Source organism: Frigoribacterium sp. Leaf415 (assembly GCF_001424645.1).
Lineage (GTDB): Bacteria > Actinomycetota > Actinomycetes > Actinomycetales > Microbacteriaceae > Frigoribacterium.
Genome location: NZ_LMQR01000001.1, coordinates 2367096 through 2387304 on the forward strand (window position 1 = coordinate 2367096; position 20209 = coordinate 2387304).

Sequence of the window (20209 nt, forward strand, 5' to 3'; positions counted from 1 at the left end):
GCCCCGACGAGGACGACCGGTCGAGCCCGTCGCCGACCGGCTCACGAAGCGCGCCCGAACAGTCGGTCGTCCGCGGCGAGGCGTCCGTCGCGGTCGGGCAGGTCGGCCAGCACGTCGTCGGCGGCGCGGCCCGCGTCGAGCGCCGCGACGATCGCGTCGGCCAGCACCCGAGGGGAACGCGGGTCGGACGCGACCACGTGGCCGTGCGCGTCGAGCCAGTCGGCGAGGCCGGTCTCCGTCGTCGTCACGACGGTGCAACCGTGCGACAGCCCCTCGACGATCGGCAGTCCCACCTGCTCGCGCCAGGTCGGGCTCGGCTGCGACCAGAGCACGAGCACGCGCGCCTCGTCGAGCACGGAGTGGATGCGCGGGCGCGACGGATCGACCTCGACGGCGACCGAGGGCTCCGTGACCGACAGTGCCCGCGCCTCCTGCTCGAGGGCGCCCTTGCCGAGCAGCGTGAGCGTCGCCTGCGGGCGGGCGGCGACGACGAGCGGCCAGGCCGCCGCCAGCACGCGCAGCCCCTTGCGCTCGACGAACGAGCCGACGAACGCGACCGCGGGCGGGCGGACCCCGCCGCCGCGGGCGTCCTGGTGACGCGTCGGCAGCGCGGGCACCGAGGCCACGGAGGCCCGGGGCGACGGGGAACCGAGGAGGCGCGTGTACGTCTCGCGCGCCGCCTCCGTCCCGAAGACCACCCGGTCGAGTCGCCGCCAGACCGCCCGGGCCAGCACGCGTTCACCGCGTCGGCGCAGTCGCGTCCGCAGCCGGGGAGCGGTCGCCGACGTGAACGGGTCGGCGTTGCCGATCAGATAGCTCACCACGGTGGTCGGGCGGCCGGTGATCCGGCGTCGCACCGCCAGGGCCGCCAGCACGAGCGCTGTCGCGGGCAGGCTCGACGTCATCAGCGGCTCGTTGACCTCGAGGGTCTCGACCTCGGACCGCGCGATCAGCCAGGCGGCCCGCACCGGGCCGGCCGGCACGAGGTCGAGGCCCTCGGCGAGCGAGGAATCGAAGTCGTACCGGGTGACGCGGTAGACGATGCTGGCCGGAGCCAGCTCGTGCGCCCGCTCGAGGTGAGCCGTGCGGAGGGACTCGTAGAGGCGAACCGCCGGGAGGCGCGGCGTGCGCCCCCGGGACGGGCCGGCCGGGCGGGTGGGGCTCACGGCGTGGCGTCGCCCTGGCCACCCGTGGTGCGGCGGGACCTGCCCGCCGACGGGCGGTCGGTCGCGGCGGCCCCGTCGACCGCCGTGTCGCGGGCGAAGGGATAGGTCTGCTCGTCGGACGACGTCGAGACGGGCACGAGCACCGACTGCGGCAGGTCGTGCGACGCCCGCTGACGACCCGCTGCCACGCCGTCGAAGACGACGCCGATGACGCGGACCTTGACGTTCTCGAGCGCACGGACCGCCGAGACGAGTCGCGGTCGGGTCGACCGGCCCGCGGTGGCGACGATGACGACGCCGTCGGTCAGGCGACCGATCTCGAGCGTGTCGGACGAGGTGAGCACGGCGGGCGCGTCGACCACGACGACGTCGTAGCGTTCACGGGCGGTCTCGAGCAGGAGCGCCATCGAACGCGAGCTCAGCAGGGGGCTCGGGTTCGGCGGCACGTCGCCGGCCGTCAGGATGTCGACGCCGTCGCGCCACGACGTCACGGCTGCGGCGAACTCGAGCCGGCCGACGACGACGTCGGTCAGGCCCACCTCGTCCGAGACGGCCGCGAGCTCGGCGAGACCGCTGCCGCGCAGGTCGGCGTCCACGACGAGCACACCGAGACCGCGTTCGGCGAACGCCAACGCGAGGTCGAGGGCGACCGCCGCCCGCCCCTCGCGCTCGTCGGCCGCGACCGACGAGACCGCGATGGTGCGGGTGGCCCGGTCGACGTCCGCGAACTGCAGCTGGGCGCGGATGCGACGGAAATCGTCCGCCGCCGCACCCTGGGGCTCGTCCGAGAGGGCGAGCACGCCACGGTTGCGCCGCGTCACGCTGCCGAGCATGGGGACGAGATGCAGGTCCTCGACGTCGCGGGCGGTGCGGAGCCTGGTGTCGACCACCGAGCGCAGCAGCGCCAGGGCGATGCCGAGGACGGTCCCGACGGCGAGACCGCTCAGGGCGATCAGCCGACGGTTCGGGCTGATGGGCGACGTCGGGGGCGTCGCCTCGGCGATCGGGGCGACGCTCAGCGTCGAGTCGCCGGCGGTGTTCTCGGGCGACAGTGCCCGGGCCTGCCGGCTCAACGAGATGGTGACCGCGTTCGCGACGTCGGCCGCCCGCTGGGCGTCACCGTCCACCACGGCGACGTCGATGATGACGGTGTTCAGAGGGTTCTCGGCGGTGATCTGACGTGCGAGCTGCGTCGGGGTCACGTCGAGGCCCATCTGCTCGATGACGGGTTCGAGCACGACCGAGGACGTGGCCAGACGCGTGTAGCTCTGCACGAGGTTCTGCGTGTACGACGACCCCTGCAACAGCTCGTTGGGATCGGAGCCCTCGGTCGCCGAGACGAAGACGCTGCTCGTGGCCCGGAACGAGTCGGGCTGCGTCTGGGCGTACGCGTAACCCGCGCTTCCCCCCAGGAGGGCGAGGACGACGACGAGGGGCCAACTCTTCAGGAGAGCGCGCCAGTAGTGCTGAGGATCCAACGGACACTCCCGGGTTGAGGTGATGGAACCTGGCGAGCTTACCCGGAGCGGAGCAGTCCTCACGACCCCCGGTGGGGGCATCCGCGCCCGCGCCGGTCAGTCGGCGAGCAGGGCCGTGTCGGCCCAGCGGGTGCCGTGCGGGGTGATCGTCACGCGTCTCGGCTCGTCCGGCGTCTCGAGATCGGGCGCGTCCGACTCGTCGGCGTGCCCGTCGTCCACCGGTTCGCCCTCGGACGCACCGACACCGTGCCTCTCGACCGCTCCCGTCGGTCGCTCGATCACGACGTCGAGCCACGAGTCGGACACCCCGTCGAGGAGCCCCGCACCCCACTCGACGACCACGATCGAGCCCTCGAAGTCGAGGTCCAGGTCGTCGAGCTCGGCCTCGCCCGACAACCGGTACGCGTCGACGTGCACCAAGGGCGTGCCCGACGCGGTCGGGTGCGTGCGCGCCAGGACGAACGTCGGGCTCGCCACCTGCCCGCGGACCTCGAGCCCCTCGCCGAGGCCGCGCGTGAAGGTCGTCTTGCCGGCTCCGAGCGGTCCGGTGAGGACCAGCAGGTCACCCGCTCGCAGCCGGCTGGACACCCGACGCCCCAGCGCCTCCATGGCGTCGGAGTCGGCGACCGTGAGCTCGACGGGAGCGCCCGAGATGGTCACGGGCGGCCGCCGACGTAGACGCGCGGCACCCGGGCGCCGACGCGGCAGGCGACCTCTTCGGGGATCGTGTCGGTGGCGTCGGCCCACTCGCCGATCGTCATCTCTCCCCGGTCGCCCGGCCCGAACAGCACGACCTCGTCGCCGACCGCGACCGGGTCGTCGCCCATGTCGACCAGGAACTGATCCATGGCGACCCGGCCCACGATCGGCCGCGGCGCACCGTTCACGACGACGTGCACCGCCCCCTGCGCCCGGCGGCTGACGCCGTCGGCGTAGCCCAGGGGCACGAGCGCGAGCGTCGTGTCGGACGGGGCACGGAACGTGTAGTCGTACGAGACCCCGGTGCCCGCGGCGACGCGCTTGACCTTGACGACGGACGCGCTCAGCGTGAGCACCGGACGCAGTCCGCGGTCGGCGGCGGTCACGCCCTCGGTCACGGGGATGCCCAGGCCGTTGGACCCCATGCGCACCATGTCGAACCGCCGCTCGGGGTGCTCGAGCGCGGCCGAACTCGACGACATGTGCCGCTTCTCGACGGTCGCACCGAACGCCTCGGCGTCGGCCACGGCCTTCTCGAACACCCGGGCCGCGGCCTGGTCGTCGGCCTCGCTCGTCTCGCTGACGTGAGAGAAGATGCCGCGCAGGCGGACCACGCCCTCGTCGCGCAACTCGACGGCACGGGCGACGAAGACCGGCCAGTCCGAGGGCAGGCAGCCCTCGCGGTGCAGCCCGGTGTCGATCGTCAGGTGGAGGAGGGCGACGCCACCGCGTGCCCGCGCGACCGCGGCCACGGACTCGAGCTGGTCGAGGGTCGACACCCCCAGGTCGACGTGCAGGTCGACGGCGGCCTCGAGGTCGTCGGACGGGCTCAGCTGCCAGGCGAAGAACGACGCGTCGCCGCCGATGCCCAGGCGTCGCATCCTCAGGGCCGGCGCGAGCTCGACCGTGCCGAACCAGCGGATGCCCGCCGCCACGGCCTCGGGCACGAGGACGTCGGCCCCGTGCGAGTAGGCGTCGGCCTTGACGATGGCCAGGATCTCGACAGGGTCGAGACGGGCGATCAACGACTCGAGGTTCGCCCGGTACGCGGCCAGGTCGACCGTGGCCCGGCGCAGGGACGTCGCGGCGCTCATGCGGTGTACCTCCGGGTGAGGCCGGCGGCCAGGCAGGCCACGACCTCGTAGGTGATGCCGCCCATGGCCTCGGCCCAGTCGGCGGCGGACTGCCGGCCCAGGGTCGGGTCGCCGAACAGCACGACCTCGTCACCGATCTCGACGGGGTCGTCGCCCACGTCGATCACGAGGGCGTTCATGGCGATGCGCCCGCGGACCCGGTAGGTGCGCCGGCCGATCGTGACGGACGCGCGCTCGCTCGCGGCCCGGTCGATGCCGTCCGCGTACCCCACCGGCACGATCGCGATCGACGTGTCGCGCTCGGGGCGGAAGAGGTAGCCGTAGGACACGCCCTCGCCCGCCGGGATGCGCTTGACGGTGGTCACCGGCGCCGTGACGGTCATGGCCGGACGCAGGCCGAGCTCGGCCGACGTGCGGTCGGGGTAGGGGCTGAGCCCGTAGCTCGCGAGACCGAAGCGCACCATCGTGGCCCTCGACCCGACGTAGTCGAGCGCCGCCGCCGAGGCGGCGACGTGCAGCAGTGGCGGCCGAACGCCCCGCTCGTCGAGCATCTGGGAGGCGCGGGCGAAGCGGGCCGTCTGCAGGCCGTCCTCCTCGGACGAGGCGTTCGACACGTGGGTCATGAGGCCCTCGACCGGCACGACGCCGGCGTGGCCGGCCGCACGCTCGAACAGCTCGGGCCACTCGGACTCGACGGCCCCGTTTCGACTCAGACCCGTGTCGATCGCCAGGTGGACCGCCCGGACGCCGGCCGCCACGGCCGCCTCGAGCTGGTCGACGCTCGACACGGCCGGGGTGATGCCGAGCGCGGCGGCCTCGACGAAGTCCTCGTCGGGCGCGTGCAGCCAGGCCAGCACGGGCGCCTCGACACCGGCTCGTCGCAGGGCCACGGCCTCGGTCAGGTCGGCCACGCCGAGCCAGTCGACGCCCGCCTCGACGAAGGCCCGGGCACACTCGACGGCACCGTGGCCGTAGGCGTTGGCCTTGACCACGGCCATGACGGCGGCCGGCGCGACGGCCGCCCGCAGCACCTCGACGTTGTGTCGCAGCGCGGCCGTGTCGACGGTGACGGTGACGTCGTGGGTCATCGGTCTGCCCCTTCGTGGTGTGCGTCGTCGTGGTCGGCAGCGACGCGGCCGTCGCCCTCGGCGACCACGTAGGCGACCGCCACCCCGCCGTCGTGGCTGAGCGACAGGTGGAGGCGCGTGACGCCTCGCGAGTCCGCCAGCGACCGTGCTCCCCCGCTGAGCACGAGCGACGGGGCTCCCTGGTCGTCGGAGACGACGACGACGTCGTGCCAGCGCACCCCGGTGGAGCCGCCCAGGGACTTGATCAGCGCCTCCTTGGCGGCGAAGCGGGCCGCAAGCGACTGGCGCCCGCGGGGGCTGCCGTCCCGCAGGACGAGTTCGTCAGCCCGGAACAGTCGCGTCGCGAGTGTCGGGGTGCGCTCGATCGAGCGGTCGAAGCGTTCGAGGTCGACGACGTCGACGCCGATGCCCACGATCACGTCCTCACCCGCTTGACGCCCTGCCCCGGCTGCACGACCCGCTACTCGACGGTGACCGACTTGGCCAGGTTGCGCGGCTGGTCGACGTCGAGGCCCTTGGCGGCGGCGAGCTCCATGCCGAAGATGTGCAGGGGCACGACCGACAGCAGGGGCTCGAAGAGCGGGGCCGCCAGCGGGATGTGCAGCACCTCGTCGGCGAAGGGCAGCACCGCGGCGTCGCCCTCTTCGGCGATCGCGATGACCCGGGCGCCGCGCGCACGGATCTCTTGGATGTTCGAGACGACCTTGGGGTGCAGCGAGCGCGGGTCGCGCGGGCTGGGGACGATCACGAAGACGATCTGACCGGGCTCGATCAGGGCGATCGGGCCGTGCTTGAGTTCACCGGCGGCGAAGCCCTCGGCGTGGATGTAGGCGAGCTCTTTCAGCTTGAGCGCCCCCTCGAGGGCGATCGGGTAGCCCACGTGGCGACCGAGGAACAGGACCGACCGGGTGTCGGCCATCCAGCCGGCGAGGGTCTTGATGCGCTCGGACGACTCGAGCACCTGCTCGATCTTGCCGGGGATCTCGTGCAGGTCGGCGACCTGCTCGGCGATGGCCTCGGTGCTGAGCGTGCCGCGCAGGGTCGCGAGGTGCAGGCCCAGCAGGAAGAGCGCGGTGCCCTGGGCGACGAACGCCTTGGTCGACGCGACGGCGACCTCGGGGCCGGCGTGCGTGTAGAGCACGGCGTCGGACTCGCGCGGGATCGTCGAACCCTGCGTGTTGCAGATCGAGAGCACCTGGGCACCCTGCTCGCGGGCGTACTTGACGGCCATCAGGGTGTCCATCGTCTCGCCCGACTGGCTGATCGACACGACGAGGGTCTTCTCGTCGAGCACCGGGTCGCGGTACCGGAACTCGTGGGCCAGCTCGACCTCGACGGGCACGCGGGCCCACTGCTCGATGGCGTACTTGCCGAGGATGCCGGCGTAGGCGGCGGTGCCGCAGGCGATGACGATGACGCGGTCGACGGTCAGCAGGCGCTCGCGCACGCCGTCGAGCTCGGACAAGGTCACGGCACCGTCGGCGGTGATGCGGCCGAGCAGCGTCTTGGCGACGGCCTCGGGCTCCTCGCTGATCTCCTTCGCCATGAAGCTGGACCAGCCGCCCTTCTCGGCGGCCGAGGCGTCCCAGTCGACCTCGAACTCGCTCGTCTCGACCGGCGCGCCGGTGAAGTCGACGACCTCGACCGAGTCGGGACGGATCGTCACCAATTGGTCTTGACCGATCGACATGGCACGACGGGTGTGGGCCACGAAGGCCGCGACGTCACTGCCGAGGAAGTTCTCGCCGTCGCCCAAGCCGATGACCAGGGGCGAGTTGCGGCGGGCGCCGACGACGACGCCGGGCTGGTCGGCGTGCACGACGAGCAGCGTGAAGGCGCCGTCGAGGGTGTTGACGACCGTGCGCAGGGCCTCGGTCAGGTCGCCGGAGGCGCGGTAGGCCCGGGCGACCAGGTGCGCGGCGACCTCGGAGTCGGTCTCGCTGAGGAACTCGACGCCCTCGGCGAGCAGCTCGGCCTTGAGCTCGGAGAAGTTCTCGATGATGCCGTTGTGGATGAGCGCCAGCTTGCCGTCGTCGGCGAGGTGGGGGTGAGCGTTCGCGTCGGTCGGGCCGCCGTGGGTCGCCCACCGGGTGTGGCCGATGCCGGTCGTGCCGTCGGTGAGCGGCGTCGCCTCGAGGTCGTCGACGAGCATCTGCAGCTTGCCGGCCTTCTTGCGGGTGCCGAGGTCGCCCGCGGCGTCGATCACGGCGACTCCCGCCGAGTCGTACCCGCGGTACTCGAGTCGCTTGAGGCCGCCCAGCAGCACCTCGATGCTCTTGTCACCCGTTCCGACGTATCCCACGATTCCACACATGCGGTCGATCCTAGAGGTTCCCGTCCGAGAGCCCGGCGGGCCGTGCCGACTCGCGCCGACCCCGGACCGGTAGCCTCGTGCGCATGGCCGAAGCCAACCCGACGACCGCGCCCTCCGCCGTGCACGCGAGCCCCTTCGTCGAGATCGGACGCGACGCCTGGGCCGACCTGGCTCCGACGACGCGCCTGCCGCTGACCGAGACCGAGATCGTGCAGCTGCGCGGCCTCGGCGACCGCCTCGACATGCGCGAGGTGCAGGACGTGTACGTTCCGCTCAGCCGCCTCCTCAACCTGTACGCCGCCGGCGCCCGCAACCTGCACCGGGCCACGAGCGACTTCCTCGGCGAACGGGCGCAACGCACGCCCTTCGTGATCGGCGTCGCCGGGTCGGTGGCCGTCGGCAAGTCCACCGTCGCGCGCCTCCTGCGTGAACTCTTGAGCCGCTGGGACGACACCCCCCGCGTCGAGCTGGTCACGACCGACGGGTTCCTCTACCCGAACGCCGAGCTCGAACGCCGCGGCATCATGAGCCGCAAGGGGTTCCCCGAGTCGTACGACCGCCGTCACCTGCTGCGGTTCGTCTCGCAGGTCAAGAGCGGCGCCGAAGAGGTGCGCGCCCCGTTCTACTCGCACACCAGCTACGACATCATGCCGAGCGCCGAGGTCGTCGTGCGCCGGCCCGACATCCTGATCGTCGAGGGGCTGAACGTGCTGCAGCCCGCCGTCGCCGGCCGGCTCGCCCTGAGCGACCTCTTCGACTTCACGGTCTACGTCGACGCCCGTACGGGCGACATCGAGAACTGGTTCGTCGACCGGTTCCTCGCCCTGCAGAAGAGCGCGTTCACCCAGGAGCGCTCGTTCTTCCACCGCTTCGCCGACATGAGCGAACCCGAGGCCAGGTCGTTCGCCTCGGGCATCTGGAAGTCGGTCAACGAACCGAACCTGATCGAGAACGTGCTGCCGACCCGGTCACGGGCGACGCTCGTCCTGCGGAAGGCCGCCGACCACAAGGTCAGCTCGGTCCTGCTGCGCAAGATCTGACCCGCCGCGACGACGTCGCGTCCCGGTCAGGAGGCGCGGGTGCCGTCACCACGACGACGCGCCCCGTCCGCCGCGCGGCTCAGAGGGCGAGTCGCTCGCGGACGACGTCGGCCAGCGCGTGGGCGACGCGGTCGGCGGTCTCCTGGTCGGCGGCCTCGACCATCACGCGGACGACGGGCTCGGTGCCCGAGGGGCGGAGCAGCACCCGGCCGGTGTCGCCGAGCTCGGCCTCGAACCGGCGCACGGCCTCGGCCACGCCCTCGTCGGACGCCGCGCGCGAACGGTCGACGTCGCGCACGTTGATCATGATCTGCGGGAAGACCGTCATGACCGAGGCGAGCTCGGCCAGGCTCTTGCCGGTCGCGGCCATGCGCGCCACGAGCGAGAGGCCGGTGAGGATGCCGTCGCCGGTGGTGGCGTAGTCGGCGAAGACGATGTGGCCGGACTGCTCGCCGCCGAGGGTGAAGCCGTGCTCGTTCATGTCCTCGAGCACGTAGCGGTCGCCGACCTTGGTCTGACGGACCGTGATGCCGTGGTCGGCCATGGCGCGGATGAGGCCGAGGTTGCTCATGACGGTCGCGACGAGGGTGTCGCCGACGAGCGCGCCGCGCTCTTTCTGGGCCAGGGCGATGATGGCCATGATCTGGTCGCCGTCGACCACCGCACCCGTGGCGTCGACGGCCAGGCAGCGGTCGGCGTCACCGTCGTGTGCGATGCCGACGTCGGCACCGTGCTCGAGGACGGCCTTCGCGAGGTTGTCGAGGTGGGTGGAGCCCACGCCGTCGTTGATGTTGACGCCGTCGGGGTCGGCACCGATCAGGGTGACGGTCGCGCCGGCGTCGGTGAAGACCTCGGGCGAGACGGCCGAGGCGGCGCCGTGGGCGCAGTCGAGCACGACGTGGATGCCGTCGAGCCGGTTCGGCAGGGCACCGAGGAGGTGCAGCACGTACCGGTCCTCGGCGTCGGCGAAGCGACGGATGCGACCGACGTCGCCACCGATCGGCATCAGCTGAGGATCGGCCATGGCGGCCTCGATGCGGTCTTCGACCTCGTCGGGCAGCTTCGTGCCGCCGAAGGCGAAGAACTTGATGCCGTTGTCGGGAGCCGGGTTGTGCGAGGCACTGATCATCACGCCGAAGTCGGCGCCGATGTCGTCGACCAGGAAGGCCGCGGCGGGGGTCGGGATGACCCCGGCGTCGAGCACGTCGACGCCGGAACTGGCGAGCCCGGCGCAGACGGCGGCGGTGAGGAACTCACCGGAGATGCGGGGGTCGCGCGCGACGACGGCGACGGGTCGCCGCCCCTCGGCGCGGCGGGCATCGGCGTGATGCCCCTTCGTGAGCACCACCGCGCTCGCCTGGGAGAGCCCCAGGGCGAGCGCGGCGGTCAACTCACGGTTGGCGAGGCCTCTGACACCGTCGGTACCGAACAAACGCGACATCGCGAGACCTGCCTTGTGTGGTGCTGGTTAGCGCTTCGAGAACTGCGAGGCCTTGCGGGCCTTCTTGAGACCGGCCTTCTTGCGCTCGATGACGCGGGCGTCACGGGTGAGGAAGCCGGCCTTCTTGAGCGTGGCGCGGTTGTTCTCGCGGTCGATCTCGTTCAGCGCACGGGCGATGGCGAGACGGAGGGCACCGGCCTGGCCCGAGGGGCCGCCACCGGTGACCTTGACGGCCACGTCGTACGAGCCGAGCAGGTCGAGGACCTTGAACGGGTCGTTGATCAGCTGCTGGTGCAGCTTGTTGGGGAAGTAGTCCTCGAGGGTGCGACCGTTCACGACGATCGTGCCGGAGCCGGGCGTGAGGCGCGCGCGGGCGATGGCCTCTTTGCGACGACCGACGGCGGAACCGCCGACGCTCAGCACGGGGCGGGGCGTCGCGGCGGCCTCGGGGGCCGAGCTCTCGGTGGTGAAGCTCTCGGGAGCCTGGTCGATGGAATCTGCGATCTGAGCCACTGTGTGGGGGTCCTTAAGTCTGAAGGCGGACGCTACTGGGCGACCTGGTCGAGGGTGTAAACCGTGGGCTGCTGAGCAGCGTGGGGGTGCTCGGCACCCGCGTACACCTTCAGCTTCTTGATCTGGGCACGGCCCAGCGAGTTCTTCGGCAGCATGCCACGGATGGCCTTCTCGACCGCACGGGTGGGGTGCTTCTCGACCATCTCGGAGTACGTGGTGGCCGTGATGCCGCCCGGGTAGCCCGAGTGACGGTAGTAGAGCTTCTCGGCCAGCTTGGAGCCGGTGAGGGCCACCTTGTCGGCGTTGATGACGATGACGAAGTCGCCCATGTCCATGTGGGGGGCGAAGGTCGGCTTGTGCTTGCCGCGCAGCAGGGCTGCCACGTGGCTCGCGAGGCGGCCGAGCACGACGTCGTTGGCGTCGATGATCAGCCAGTTCGGCTGAACGTCAGCCGGCTTGGGGGAGAAAGTGCGCGTCACAGTAGTGCTGCTTTCTGGTCGAGGTGAGAGGTTCGTGAATCCCGCTCCGTTGCCGTTGTCACCGCAGAGACGATGAGAACGAGTCAGGTGGAGGGCTCAACTTCGGGCGAAAGCGCGCAGTTGCGCAGACACCAAGAGGCCACGTTACCCGAGACAGGCGAGACGGTCAACCGCCGCCCGCCTCGCGCGAGGCAGTCACTCCCCCAGCTGGTCGTGCGACCGCTTCACCTGCGTCAGGGCCACCCGGGCGGCCATCTCGTCGTCGGGCGGGTAACCGACCTCGACCATCGTGAGCCCGTGGGCGGGCACGACGCGGAACTCGCCGTTGCGCTGGGCCTCGCGCCGCACGCCCTCCGCACGATGCGCCTCCATCGCTCCCTCGCCGACGGCGACGCAGGCGCCCACCAGGTTGCGCACGAGGTTGTGGCAGAACGCGTCGGCCTGCACCGAGGCGACGAGCACGCCGTCGGCCTCGCGCCTCCACGAGAACTCCTGCAGCTCGCGGATGGTGGTCGCGTAGTCGCGGTGCCGGCAGTAGGCGGCCCAGTCGTGCAGGCCGAGCAGGCCCGCGGCCGTGGCGTTCATCAGGTCGAGGTCGAGGCGCTGGTCGTACCAGAGGGTGTGACCGCGCCTCGTCGGGTCGCGTTCGGCCCCGCGGTCGGCGATGCGGTACTCGTACCGTCGCCAGAGGGCGCCGAACCGGGCGTGGAAACCAGGAGGCGCGACTCGCGCACCCGAGATGACGATCTCGTCGGTCGCGCCCGCGAGCCCGTTCAACCGCCGGGCCAGCACGGTCGGGGCGTCGAGCGGCGACTGGTCGCGCATGCCGCGGTGCGGCTTCTGCAACTGGGCGATCTGGGCGTCGGTGAGGTCGAGGTGCACCACCTGCCCGCGCGCGTGCACACCGGCGTCGGTGCGGCCCGCCACGGTCACGGTCGGCACGTCGCCCAGCCGGCGGAAGAGCGTCTGCAGCGCGGCCTCGATCTCGCCCTGCACCGTGCGACGTCCGGGCTGCTCGCTCCAGCCCGAGAAGCCGGTGCCGTCGTACGCGACCCCGAGACGGAGGCGCGTCAGGGCCGGGGCGTCGATCGTCACCCGACGATCCTACGGGGCCGACACCGCGCCTCCTCGGCCTGCCGGTCGGTCGGACGACGACGGCGGTCGCGACCCGGTCACCCGGGTCGCGACCGCCGTCCGGCGTGTCCGCCTAGCCCACGCGGGAGGCGCGGCGCCGGACCACGAGGACCGTGCCGCCCATCGCCATCAGCACCAGGGCGAGCGCGAGCCACCCGGCCAGGGGCGCGGAACCCGTGAAGGCCAGCGAGCCGTCCGCGGTCGGTGCCGTGGTGCCCGGCGAGACGGCGCCGGGAGCACCCGGCGTGCTCGGGTCGGCGCCCGCACCGGGCGTCGTGCCCGGGTCGGTCACCGGCGGCACCGGATCGACGGGAGCGGCGAGCAGCGACACCCCGACGACGACCGGGTCGTGGTCGCTCGAGCGGAACTGGTCGGCCTGATAGAGCTGCCGCACGTTGTAGTTGAAGCGGCTGTACTCGAGGCCGATGCCCTCACCCGAGTTGATGTTCCAGATGTCCACGCCCGTGACGGCCTCCGCCGCGGCGGGCGAGGCGAGCACGTGGTCGAGCGAACCGCTGAGGCCGCTGAACACGTAGCTGTACTCGTCGGTCTCGGTGGAACCGAGGTCGACGTAGCCCGCAGCCCGCAGCACCTGGATCGGGTCCTCCTGGCTGTAGGCGTTGAAGTCGCCCAACAGGAACACCTTGTCGGTTCCCGCAGCGGCCTCGCGTTCGGCGGCGAAGGCGACCAGGGCGTTCGCCTGGTTGACGCGCGAGCCGTTCGAACCACCCTGGCCGTCGCCCTGGTCGGCGTCCGTGCCCGAACCGCTGCCCTTCGACTTGAAGTGGTTCGCGATCGCGACGAAGGTCGACTCGGCGTCGCCGCCGACGGGACGGAAGGCCTGCGCGAGCGGCTGCCGCGCGTTGCTGAAGGCGGCCGAACCCGTCAGGATCGTCGACCCGCCGACGGGCTCGGCGACGGCCTTCTTGTAGATGAAGGCGAGACGGATGACGTCCTCGTTGGCGGGCCGCGCCGAGGCGGGGGGCGACGGCACGAACTCCCAGACGGCACTGCCCGCCGCGGCGTTCAGGGCGTCGCGCAACGTGGTGAGGGCCGAGTCGCGGTCCTCGCCGAAGCGGGCCGAGTTCTCGATCTCCTCGAGCGACACGACGTCGGCACCCAGCGCGTTGATCGCCGTGACGATCTTCACCTGCTGCCGCTCGAGGCTCGCGGCGTTCGCCGCACCGCGGGCGTCGCAGCCGCTGTTCACGGTGAGCGGGTTCCCCGCCCGGTCGTCGTAGAAGGTGCACCCGGGGATCGAGTCACCCGTCGTCGTGAAGTAGTTCAGCACGTTGAAGCTGGCGAGCTTCACGTCGCCTCCCACCTCGCGCGGGGCGTCGGTGCGGATGTCCTCGAACGTGACCGGCAGGTCGCCGTAGGCGGTGTCTCCGGTGAGACGGGCGGTCGGCTGGTACTTCCAGGCCGAGTTGCGGAAGTCGAACACGACCGGCTTCGTGAAAGCCACGGAAGCGCCCACCGTCACCGGGTCCTCGTTCGAGAGGTAGGGCACCGGGATCGACTGGTTGGCCGCCGTGAAGAAGTTCGTCGTGGCACCGTCGTCGAGGGTCACGGCACGGGCCGCGTTGTCGGCGACCACCGCCGCGTAGCCGGGCGAACCCGGACGGGCGACCTCGGTGGGCTGGATCAGCGGCCGGTCACCCGAGGCGAGCTTCACCTCGCCGTACTGGTTCGTCGTGTAGGTGTCCGCGACGGTGAACTCGCCCTGGGGCAGCACGAGCATGCTCTCGAGCGTCTCCCGCTGGGCGTCCGTGGCCGGCAGGCCGACGGTCGCCGCCCGCGGCGCCACGACGGGCGAGGCGTCGAGCGTCCTGAGCGAGGACGCACCGGTGACGGTGATCTGCGTCAGGCCGAAGAACTCGGTGACCGTCCCGTCCACCTCGACGTAGTCGCCCACGGCGACCGAGGAGGCGGTGCTCGCGGAGTACACGAACAGTGCGTCCGACGCGACGTGCGTCGCCAGGTCGAGCGCGCCTCCGGTCCCCGGGGTCTGGATGACGTAGCCGTCCAGGCCGCCCGTGGGGTAGGTCGCCGTGACGATGCCGCGCGTGGTCACCGTGCGACCGCCGAACGGACTCGTGCCGGTCACGCCCTGGATCTGCGCGATCGTCACGTCGGCCTCAGGGGTCGGCTCGGGCTGCGGCTCGGGCTCGGGGCCGGGCTCGCTGCCCGTGCCGCCGGAGTTCTGCGGGGTGACGGTGGTCTGCGTCGAGAAATCGGCCGAGTTGACGTCGGTGTCGACCCCGCCTGCCCGGGCCACGGAGTTCGGCGTCTGGTTGGTGCCCGTGACAGGAGCGACCGACGTCTCGTAGGTGTTCGACGTGCCGTAACCGAGCAGGTCGACGACGCCTGGCGTACCGGCGGTGATCGAGCCGGGGGCAGGCGCCACGGGTGTGGTGGCGTTCGACAACACCAGCGTGCCCGTCGTCCCGCTGGGGTTGAGCGAGACGCTCGCGTCGGGCTCGGGCAGATCCGCTCCCGTGGTGCCGTTGCCCGGGATCGCGACGAGGAAGTACCCGTCGGCGGCGATCGTGCCGGTCAGGGCTGCCGACGAGAAAGCTCCGGCACCTGTCGCCGGGCGGTACTGCAGCGACCAGCCGGCCAACGACACCGATGACGACGTGGGGTTGTAGAGCTCGACGAACTTCCGGTTGAACGGCTGGTTGGCGCTGCCACCCTTCAGATACGCCTCGTTGATGACGATGCCGGAGCCGTCGGGGGCGGCGACGGCCGCGACCGGCACGAGGGGGCCGAGCAGCAGCGAGAGTCCGGCGACGAGGGCGGCGGTGCCCAGTGCGGTGTGTCGAGGTCGGGGTGACATGGGTTCCTTCGGTGATTCGTAAGAGGACCCTGTGAATCTAGAGCCCGCGTCCGCCCGGCGGGTTTCCCCCGTGTGTCCCTCAGGTAAACGACACCCGTTGTGGGCACGACGAAGGGCCCGTCACCTCACGGTGACGGGCCCTTCGGGTGGTGCTGGTGGGTCTACTTGGCTGCTTCGTCGTCCGACTTGGCAGCGGCGTCGGCCTCGACCTCGTCGGCGGCAGCCGACTCGGTCTCGGTCTCGACGGGAGCGGACTCCTCGACCGTCTCGGTCTCGTCGACGGGGGCCTCGGTGGGCTCGTCGTCGGCGGGCTCGGTGACCGGAGCCGCCGTGGCGGTGGTCTTCGAGTTCTTGACCTTGGGGGTCACGGGCTCGAGGACGAGCTCGATCGACACCATCGACGCGTTGTCGCCCTTGCGGAAGCCGAGCTTCGTGATGCGGGTGTAGCCGCCGTCACGGTTCTCGACCAGCGGGGCGATCTCGGTGAAGAGGATGTGCGCTGCCTCTTTGTTGTTGCGCAGGGTCTGCATGGCACGGCGACGCGAGTGCAGGTCGCCACGCTTCGCGAAGGTCACGAGACGCTCGGCGACGGGACGGAGGCGCTTGGCCTTGGTCTCGGTCGTCTTGATCGTCTTGTGCTCGAAGAGCGAGGCGGCCAGGTTGGCCAGCATGAGGCGCTCGTGCGCCGGGCCGCCTCCGAGGCGGGGTCCCTTGGTGGGCTTGGGCATTGTCTGTTCCTAAGTGAGTCGAGAGTGGAGGGCGTCGGGCGGAGAGACCTAGTTGGTGGTCTCTTCTTCGTCGTAACCGCTGTAGAAGTGGGCTCCGTCGAACCCGGGGACCGTGTCTTTCAGCGAGAGGCCGAGCTCGACGAGCTTGTCCTTCACCTCGTCGACCGACTTCTGACCGAAGTTGCGGATGTTCATCAACTGGGTCTCGGACAGGGCGACCAGCTCGGACACCGTGTTGATGCCCTCACGCTTCAGGCAGTTGTAGCTGCGGACCGACAGGTCGAGGTCTTCGATCGGGGTCTGCAGCTCGCTCGACAGGACGGCGTCGACCGGCGCGGGGCCGATCTCGATGCCCTCGGCGGCGGTGTTGAGCTCGCGGGCCAGACCGAACAGCTCGGTCAGTGTGCGACCGGCCGACGCGATGGCGTCACGCGGCGAGATCGACGGCTTCGACTCGACGTCGACGACCAGACGGTCGAAGTCGGTGCGCTCACCGGCACGCGTCGCCTCGACGCGGTAGGTGACCTTGAGCACGGGCGAGTAGATCGAGTCGATCGGGATCTGACCGGCTTCGCTGAACTCGCTGCGGTTCTGCACGGCCGACACGTAGCCGCGGCCACGCTCGATCGTGAGCTCGAGCTCGAACTTCGCCTTGTCGTTCAGCGTGGCGATGACGAGCTCGGGGTTGTGGATCTCGACACCGGCCGGAGCCGAGATGTCGGCGGCCGTGACCTGGCCGGCACCCTGCTTGCGCAGGTAGGCCGTGATGGGCTCGTCGTGCTCGCTGGCGACGACCAGCTGCTTGATGTTGAGGATGACCTCGGTGACGTCTTCCTTCACACCGGGGACGGTCGTGAACTCGTGCAGCACGCCGTCGATGCGGATGCTGGTGACAGCAGCGCCGGGGATCGACGAGAGAAGCGTGCGGCGCAGCGAATTGCCGAGGGTGTAACCGAAGCCGGGCTCGAGCGGCTCGATCACGAAGCGGGAGCGGAACTCCGAGATGTTCTCCTCGGTGAGGGTGGGGCGCTGTGCAATGAGCACTGATTAATCCTTTCGGCGAAGAGTCCGCTATATGACTCTTGGCGGTACGACAGGTGGCTGGCCCGTCGGGTCTGTTGAGTTGTGGGCACCTCGGGCGAACACGCGGGAGGCGGTGCTGACGCGGGGGAGCCCGCCGCCCCGGCGGACCCCGGTGACGGGGCCCGTGCCGGGTGCGGCGGGCGGTAACTCAGTTAGACGCGACGACGCTTCGGCGGGCGGCAGCCGTTGTGCGCCTGGGGGGTGACGTCGTTGATCGAACCGACCTCGAGGCCTGCGGCCTGGAGCGAACGGATCGCCGTCTCGCGACCCGAACCCGGACCCTTGACGAAGACGTCGACCTTCTTGACACCGTGCTCCTGCGCCTGGCGGGCGGCGGACTCGGCGGCGAGCTGCGCGGCGAACGGGGTCGACTTGCGCGAACCCTTGAAGCCGACGGCGCCGGACGAGGCCCAGCTCAGGACGGCGCCCGAGGGGTCGGTGATCGAGACGATCGTGTTGTTGAACGTGCTCTTGATGTGGGCCTGGCCCACGGCGACGTTCTTCTTCTCTTTACGGCGGGGCTTACGCGCGGCCGTCTTCGGTGCTGCCAATTTTTTCTCCTACAACCTTGAGGGGCGTACGGCGGGAGCCGAGGCCTATCGAGCCTTCTTCTTGCCGGCGACGGTGCGCTTCGGGCCCTTGCGGGTACGAGCGTTCGTCTTGGTGCGCTGGCCGCGGACGGGGAGGCCACGGCGGTGGCGGATGCCCTCGTAGCTGCCGATCTCGACCTTGCGGCGGATGTCGGCGGCCACCTCGCGGCGGAGGTCGCCCTCGACCTTGTAGTTGCCCTCGATGTAGTCGCGGAGCAGGACGAGCTGGTCGTCCGTGAGGTCCTTGACGCGGATGTTGCCGTCGATCTCGGTCTCGGCGAGAGTCTTGAGCGCGCTGGTGCGGCCGACTCCGTAGATGTAGGTCAGTGCGACTTCGACGCGCTTGTCGCGCGGGATGTCAACGCCTGCTAGACGTGCCATGATGGCCTCTTTTCAGAGATGGTGGAGGTCTGTCACAGCACCGGTGCCCGGGCCTCCGACCCGGGGTGTCCCCCGCCTCCACCCACCCTGTCGGGTGACCGTGGCGAGTTCTGGTGCTGCTGGGAGGGTGTTGCTGTGTGACCCGGCTCGGCCGGGTCGGCATCGGCACGCCGCAGGAGCGGCGGTCGAGTCAGCCCTGGCGCTGTTTGTGGCGCGGGTTGCTCTTGCAGATGACCATGACGTTGCCCTTGCGGCGGATGACCTTGCAGTGCTCGCAGATGGGCTTGACGCTGGGGTTGACCTTCATCGTTGTTTCCTTGATCTCGCTGGCTTCGTGCCCCACGGGTGCGTGGGGCCGTTCCTTTCCAGCACGCCCTACTTGTAGCGGTAGACGATCCGGCCGCGGGTCAGGTCGTAGGGGCTGAGCTCCACGATCACACGGTCTTCGGGCAGGATGCGGATGTAGTGCTGCCGCATCTTGCCGGAGATGTGCGCGAGGACCCTGTGTCCGTTGGTCAACTCAACGCGGAACATCGCGTTGGGCAGAGCTTCGATCACTGCGCCTTCGATTTCGATGACACCGTCTTTTTTGGCCATAGCCTCACTGTCGCTAAGAATAGGGGTGTTGGTCGTGCGGGGATGCGATGCCCAGGCGCGCAGAAACGCACATGGAACACCAAAGGTCGATCCTAGGTGATGCCGCTATAGTTCAGCAACCCGGCCGGTCAACCCGACACGCCGGAGCACCCGTCGAGCTCCGTCGGCCACTTCGGTCGTCGTCTCGCCGGGTACGCATCACGACTGCCGGGAGCACCATGCCTGACCGCTCGACCACCCCCTCGTCCCCTCAGGGGGTCGCCCGCCACGGTCGACTGCCTCGCCGAGGCCCGGCCCGCATGCTGCTGGCCCTCGTCGCCGGGGCGATGGCCGTCGTACTCGTGAGCGGCGTGTCCGTCGCGGCGATCGCGGTCCGCACCGCGACCTCCGGGGTGCAGACCGTCTCGCTCGGCAACGAGGACGAGGTGGCCGGGGTCGACATCTCGGCCATCCAGGGCGGTGCCAACATCCTCCTGGTGGGCAGCGACGAACGCGACGACGGCAGCCAGGTCGACGCCGGCGAGGTGGACGGCATCCGCAACGACGTGACGATCCTGGCCCACCTCTCGGCGGACCACACCCAGCTGACGGCCGTGAGCTTTCCCCGGGACCTCATGATCGACGTGCCCGAATGCGTGGGCGACGACGGCCAGGTCTACCCCGCCGAGGACTACGTGCAGTTCAACACGACCCTCGGACGCGGTGGCCTCTCGTGCACCGTCAAGACGGTCGAGGGCATGACCGGGCTGGCCATCCCCTACGCCGGCAAGATCACCTTCGACGGCGTCATCGAGATGTCGAACGCGATCGGCGGGGTCGACGTCTGCGTCACGCGGACGATCCGTGACACCGACTCTGGCATCGATCTGGCCGCGGGCACCCACCCCCTACAGGGTGCCGAGGCACTGGCCTTCCTGCGTACCCGACACGGCGTGGGCGACGGCAGCGACATCGCCCGCATCAGTTCGCAGCAGGTCTTCCTGTCGTCGATGATGCGCAAGATCATCTCGGGCGGGACGCTCGGCGACGTGACGACGCTGTACAAACTCGCCTCGGCCGCCCTGAGCAACATGACGCTGTCGTCCACCCTCAACTCCCCCGACACGCTCGTGCGCCTCGCCCTCGCACTGAAGGACATCCAGCCCGCCGGGATCGTCTTCGTCCAGTACCCGGTCGTCGACGACCCGCGCGACTCGAACCGGGTGGTCGAGTCCACGACCGACGCCGCAGCCCTCAACGCCGCTCTGAACGCCGACGAGAAGTTCACCCTCGGCGACGACAGCGCGGGACGTGGCTCCGTCGCGGACGGGACGGCACCGGTCGCGACCACGGCCCCCGCCGCACCCGAAGCGACCTCCACGCCGTCCGCCGCGACCTCGGGCTCGGCGGCACCTGCCGACCCGGCCGCGACGGCCGCGCCGACCACCACGCTGCCCTCGACGATCACGGGGCAGTCCGCGGCCGAAGCCACCTGCAGCGTCGGCTCGTCCCGCTGAGCCGCAGCGCGCCTCCTCGGCGTCGCCGAGACGAGACGAGGAGGCGCGG

20 protein-coding genes are annotated in these 20209 nt (G+C 70.8%); 2 read left to right on the forward strand and 18 right to left on the reverse strand.

Annotated features, from left to right (window positions below):
* Positions 1–41 precede the first annotated feature (41 nt).
* From ASG28_RS10875 to glmS, 7 genes are all read right to left on the reverse strand, one after another.
* Entirely contained in the window at positions 42–1166 is a 1125-nt protein-coding gene (locus ASG28_RS10875; protein WP_055975001.1) for a glycosyltransferase family 4 protein, read from the reverse strand.
* Positions 1163–2644, reverse strand: coding sequence for a polysaccharide biosynthesis tyrosine autokinase (locus ASG28_RS10880; RefSeq protein ID WP_055975004.1), 1482 nt, complete (start codon positions 2642–2644; stop codon positions 1163–1165). The genes ASG28_RS10875 and ASG28_RS10880 overlap by 4 nt, the downstream gene beginning before the upstream one ends.
* 96 nt (positions 2645–2740) lie before the next feature.
* Complete coding sequence (tsaE, locus tag ASG28_RS10885) at positions 2741–3304, reverse strand: tRNA (adenosine(37)-N6)-threonylcarbamoyltransferase complex ATPase subunit type 1 TsaE (protein WP_369814163.1); 564 nt, start codon at positions 3302–3304, stop codon at positions 2741–2743.
* On the reverse strand, positions 3301–4437 hold the full coding sequence (gene alr, locus ASG28_RS10890) for an alanine racemase (RefSeq protein ID WP_055975006.1): 1137 nt from the start codon (positions 4435–4437) through the stop codon (positions 3301–3303). The genes tsaE and alr (ASG28_RS10890) overlap by 4 nt, the downstream gene beginning before the upstream one ends.
* Positions 4434–5525 (reverse strand): alanine racemase, encoded by a 1092-nt coding sequence (alr, locus tag ASG28_RS10895; protein WP_055975009.1) that lies wholly within the window; start codon positions 5523–5525, stop codon positions 4434–4436. The genes alr (ASG28_RS10890) and alr (ASG28_RS10895) overlap by 4 nt, the downstream gene beginning before the upstream one ends.
* Positions 5522–5944: a holo-ACP synthase gene (locus ASG28_RS10900; RefSeq protein ID WP_055975013.1), complete on the reverse strand. Its 423-nt coding sequence runs from the start codon at positions 5942–5944 to the stop codon at positions 5522–5524. The genes alr (ASG28_RS10895) and ASG28_RS10900 overlap by 4 nt, the downstream gene beginning before the upstream one ends.
* 41 nt (positions 5945–5985) lie before the next feature.
* Entirely contained in the window at positions 5986–7839 is a 1854-nt protein-coding gene (glmS, locus tag ASG28_RS10905; RefSeq protein WP_055975015.1) for a glutamine--fructose-6-phosphate transaminase (isomerizing), read from the reverse strand.
* Between the two features lie 83 nt (positions 7840–7922).
* On the opposite strand from glmS, the gene coaA reads away from it, so the two are divergent.
* Positions 7923–8879, forward strand: coding sequence for a type I pantothenate kinase (gene coaA / locus ASG28_RS10910; RefSeq protein ID WP_043593310.1), 957 nt, complete (start codon positions 7923–7925; stop codon positions 8877–8879).
* A gap of 79 nt (positions 8880–8958) precedes the next feature.
* Here coaA and glmM read toward each other — a convergent pair whose 3' ends face one another.
* The 11 genes from glmM to infA all read right to left on the reverse strand — a co-directional run bounded on the left by glmM (position 8959) and on the right by infA (position 18664).
* Positions 8959–10320, reverse strand: a complete 1362-nt coding sequence (glmM, locus tag ASG28_RS10915; protein WP_055975018.1) for a phosphoglucosamine mutase — start codon at positions 10318–10320, stop codon at positions 8959–8961.
* A 27-nt stretch (positions 10321–10347) separates the two neighbouring features.
* A complete protein-coding gene (gene rpsI, locus ASG28_RS10920; protein ID WP_082059799.1) occupies positions 10348–10833 on the reverse strand; it encodes a 30S ribosomal protein S9 in 486 nt (161 codons plus the stop codon).
* Between the two features lie 32 nt (positions 10834–10865).
* On the reverse strand, positions 10866–11312 hold the full coding sequence (gene rplM, locus ASG28_RS10925) for a 50S ribosomal protein L13 (protein ID WP_043593314.1): 447 nt from the start codon (positions 11310–11312) through the stop codon (positions 10866–10868).
* Positions 11313–11507: 195 nt separating this feature from the next.
* Positions 11508–12407: a tRNA pseudouridine synthase A gene (locus ASG28_RS10930; RefSeq protein ID WP_235477763.1), complete on the reverse strand. Its 900-nt coding sequence runs from the start codon at positions 12405–12407 to the stop codon at positions 11508–11510.
* 112 nt (positions 12408–12519) lie between these two features.
* Positions 12520–15285 (reverse strand): ExeM/NucH family extracellular endonuclease, encoded by a 2766-nt coding sequence (locus ASG28_RS10935; RefSeq protein ID WP_055975021.1) that lies wholly within the window; start codon positions 15283–15285, stop codon positions 12520–12522.
* Between the two features lie 161 nt (positions 15286–15446).
* The gene (rplQ, locus tag ASG28_RS10940; RefSeq protein ID WP_055975023.1) at positions 15447–16013 is read right to left on the reverse strand and encodes a 50S ribosomal protein L17; all 567 of its coding nucleotides are present in this window, start codon (positions 16011–16013) and stop codon (positions 15447–15449) included.
* Positions 16014–16061: 48 nt separating this feature from the next.
* Positions 16062–17057: a DNA-directed RNA polymerase subunit alpha gene (locus ASG28_RS10945; RefSeq protein WP_043593322.1), complete on the reverse strand. Its 996-nt coding sequence runs from the start codon at positions 17055–17057 to the stop codon at positions 16062–16064.
* Between the two features lie 191 nt (positions 17058–17248).
* On the reverse strand, positions 17249–17647 hold the full coding sequence (gene rpsK / locus ASG28_RS10950; protein WP_043593323.1) for a 30S ribosomal protein S11: 399 nt from the start codon (positions 17645–17647) through the stop codon (positions 17249–17251).
* A gap of 45 nt (positions 17648–17692) precedes the next feature.
* A complete protein-coding gene (rpsM, locus tag ASG28_RS10955) occupies positions 17693–18067 on the reverse strand; it encodes a 30S ribosomal protein S13 (protein WP_043593325.1) in 375 nt (124 codons plus the stop codon).
* A 190-nt stretch (positions 18068–18257) separates the two neighbouring features.
* Complete coding sequence (gene rpmJ, locus ASG28_RS10960) at positions 18258–18374, reverse strand: 50S ribosomal protein L36 (protein WP_043593327.1); 117 nt, start codon at positions 18372–18374, stop codon at positions 18258–18260.
* Positions 18375–18442: 68 nt separating this feature from the next.
* Complete coding sequence (gene infA, locus ASG28_RS10965) at positions 18443–18664, reverse strand: translation initiation factor IF-1 (protein ID WP_043593329.1); 222 nt, start codon at positions 18662–18664, stop codon at positions 18443–18445.
* A 299-nt stretch (positions 18665–18963) separates the two neighbouring features.
* Here infA and ASG28_RS10970 point away from each other — a divergent pair, with 299 nt between their 5' ends.
* Entirely contained in the window at positions 18964–20160 is a 1197-nt protein-coding gene (locus ASG28_RS10970; protein WP_055975026.1) for an LCP family protein, read from the forward strand.
* Positions 20161–20209 lie beyond the last annotated feature (49 nt).

Bases quoted from the DNA above. Each gene is read 5' to 3' on its own strand.
- alr (WP_055975006.1), bottom strand. From the start codon at position 4,437: ATGAGCGCCGCGACGTCCCTGCGCCGGGCCACGGTCGACCTGGCCGCG.
- glmM (WP_055975018.1), bottom strand. From the start codon at position 10,320: ATGTCGCGTTTGTTCGGTACCGACGGTGTCAGAGGCCTCGCCAACCGT.
- ASG28_RS10970 (WP_055975026.1), top strand. From the start codon at position 18,964: ATGCTGCTGGCCCTCGTCGCCGGGGCGATGGCCGTCGTACTCGTGAGC.
- rplQ (WP_055975023.1), bottom strand. From the start codon at position 16,013: ATGCCCAAGCCCACCAAGGGACCCCGCCTCGGAGGCGGCCCGGCGCAC.
- rpsM (WP_043593325.1), bottom strand. From the start codon at position 18,067: ATGGCACGTCTAGCAGGCGTTGACATCCCGCGCGACAAGCGCGTCGAA.
- infA (WP_043593329.1), bottom strand. From the start codon at position 18,664: ATGGCCAAAAAAGACGGTGTCATCGAAATCGAAGGCGCAGTGATCGAA.
- ASG28_RS10935 (WP_055975021.1), bottom strand. From the start codon at position 15,285: ATGTCACCCCGACCTCGACACACCGCACTGGGCACCGCCGCCCTCGTC.
- coaA (WP_043593310.1), top strand. From the start codon at position 7,923: ATGGCCGAAGCCAACCCGACGACCGCGCCCTCCGCCGTGCACGCGAGC.
- rpmJ (WP_043593327.1), bottom strand. From the start codon at position 18,374: ATGAAGGTCAACCCCAGCGTCAAGCCCATCTGCGAGCACTGCAAGGTC.
- glmS (WP_055975015.1), bottom strand. From the start codon at position 7,839: ATGTGTGGAATCGTGGGATACGTCGGAACGGGTGACAAGAGCATCGAG.
- alr (WP_055975009.1), bottom strand. From the start codon at position 5,525: ATGACCCACGACGTCACCGTCACCGTCGACACGGCCGCGCTGCGACAC.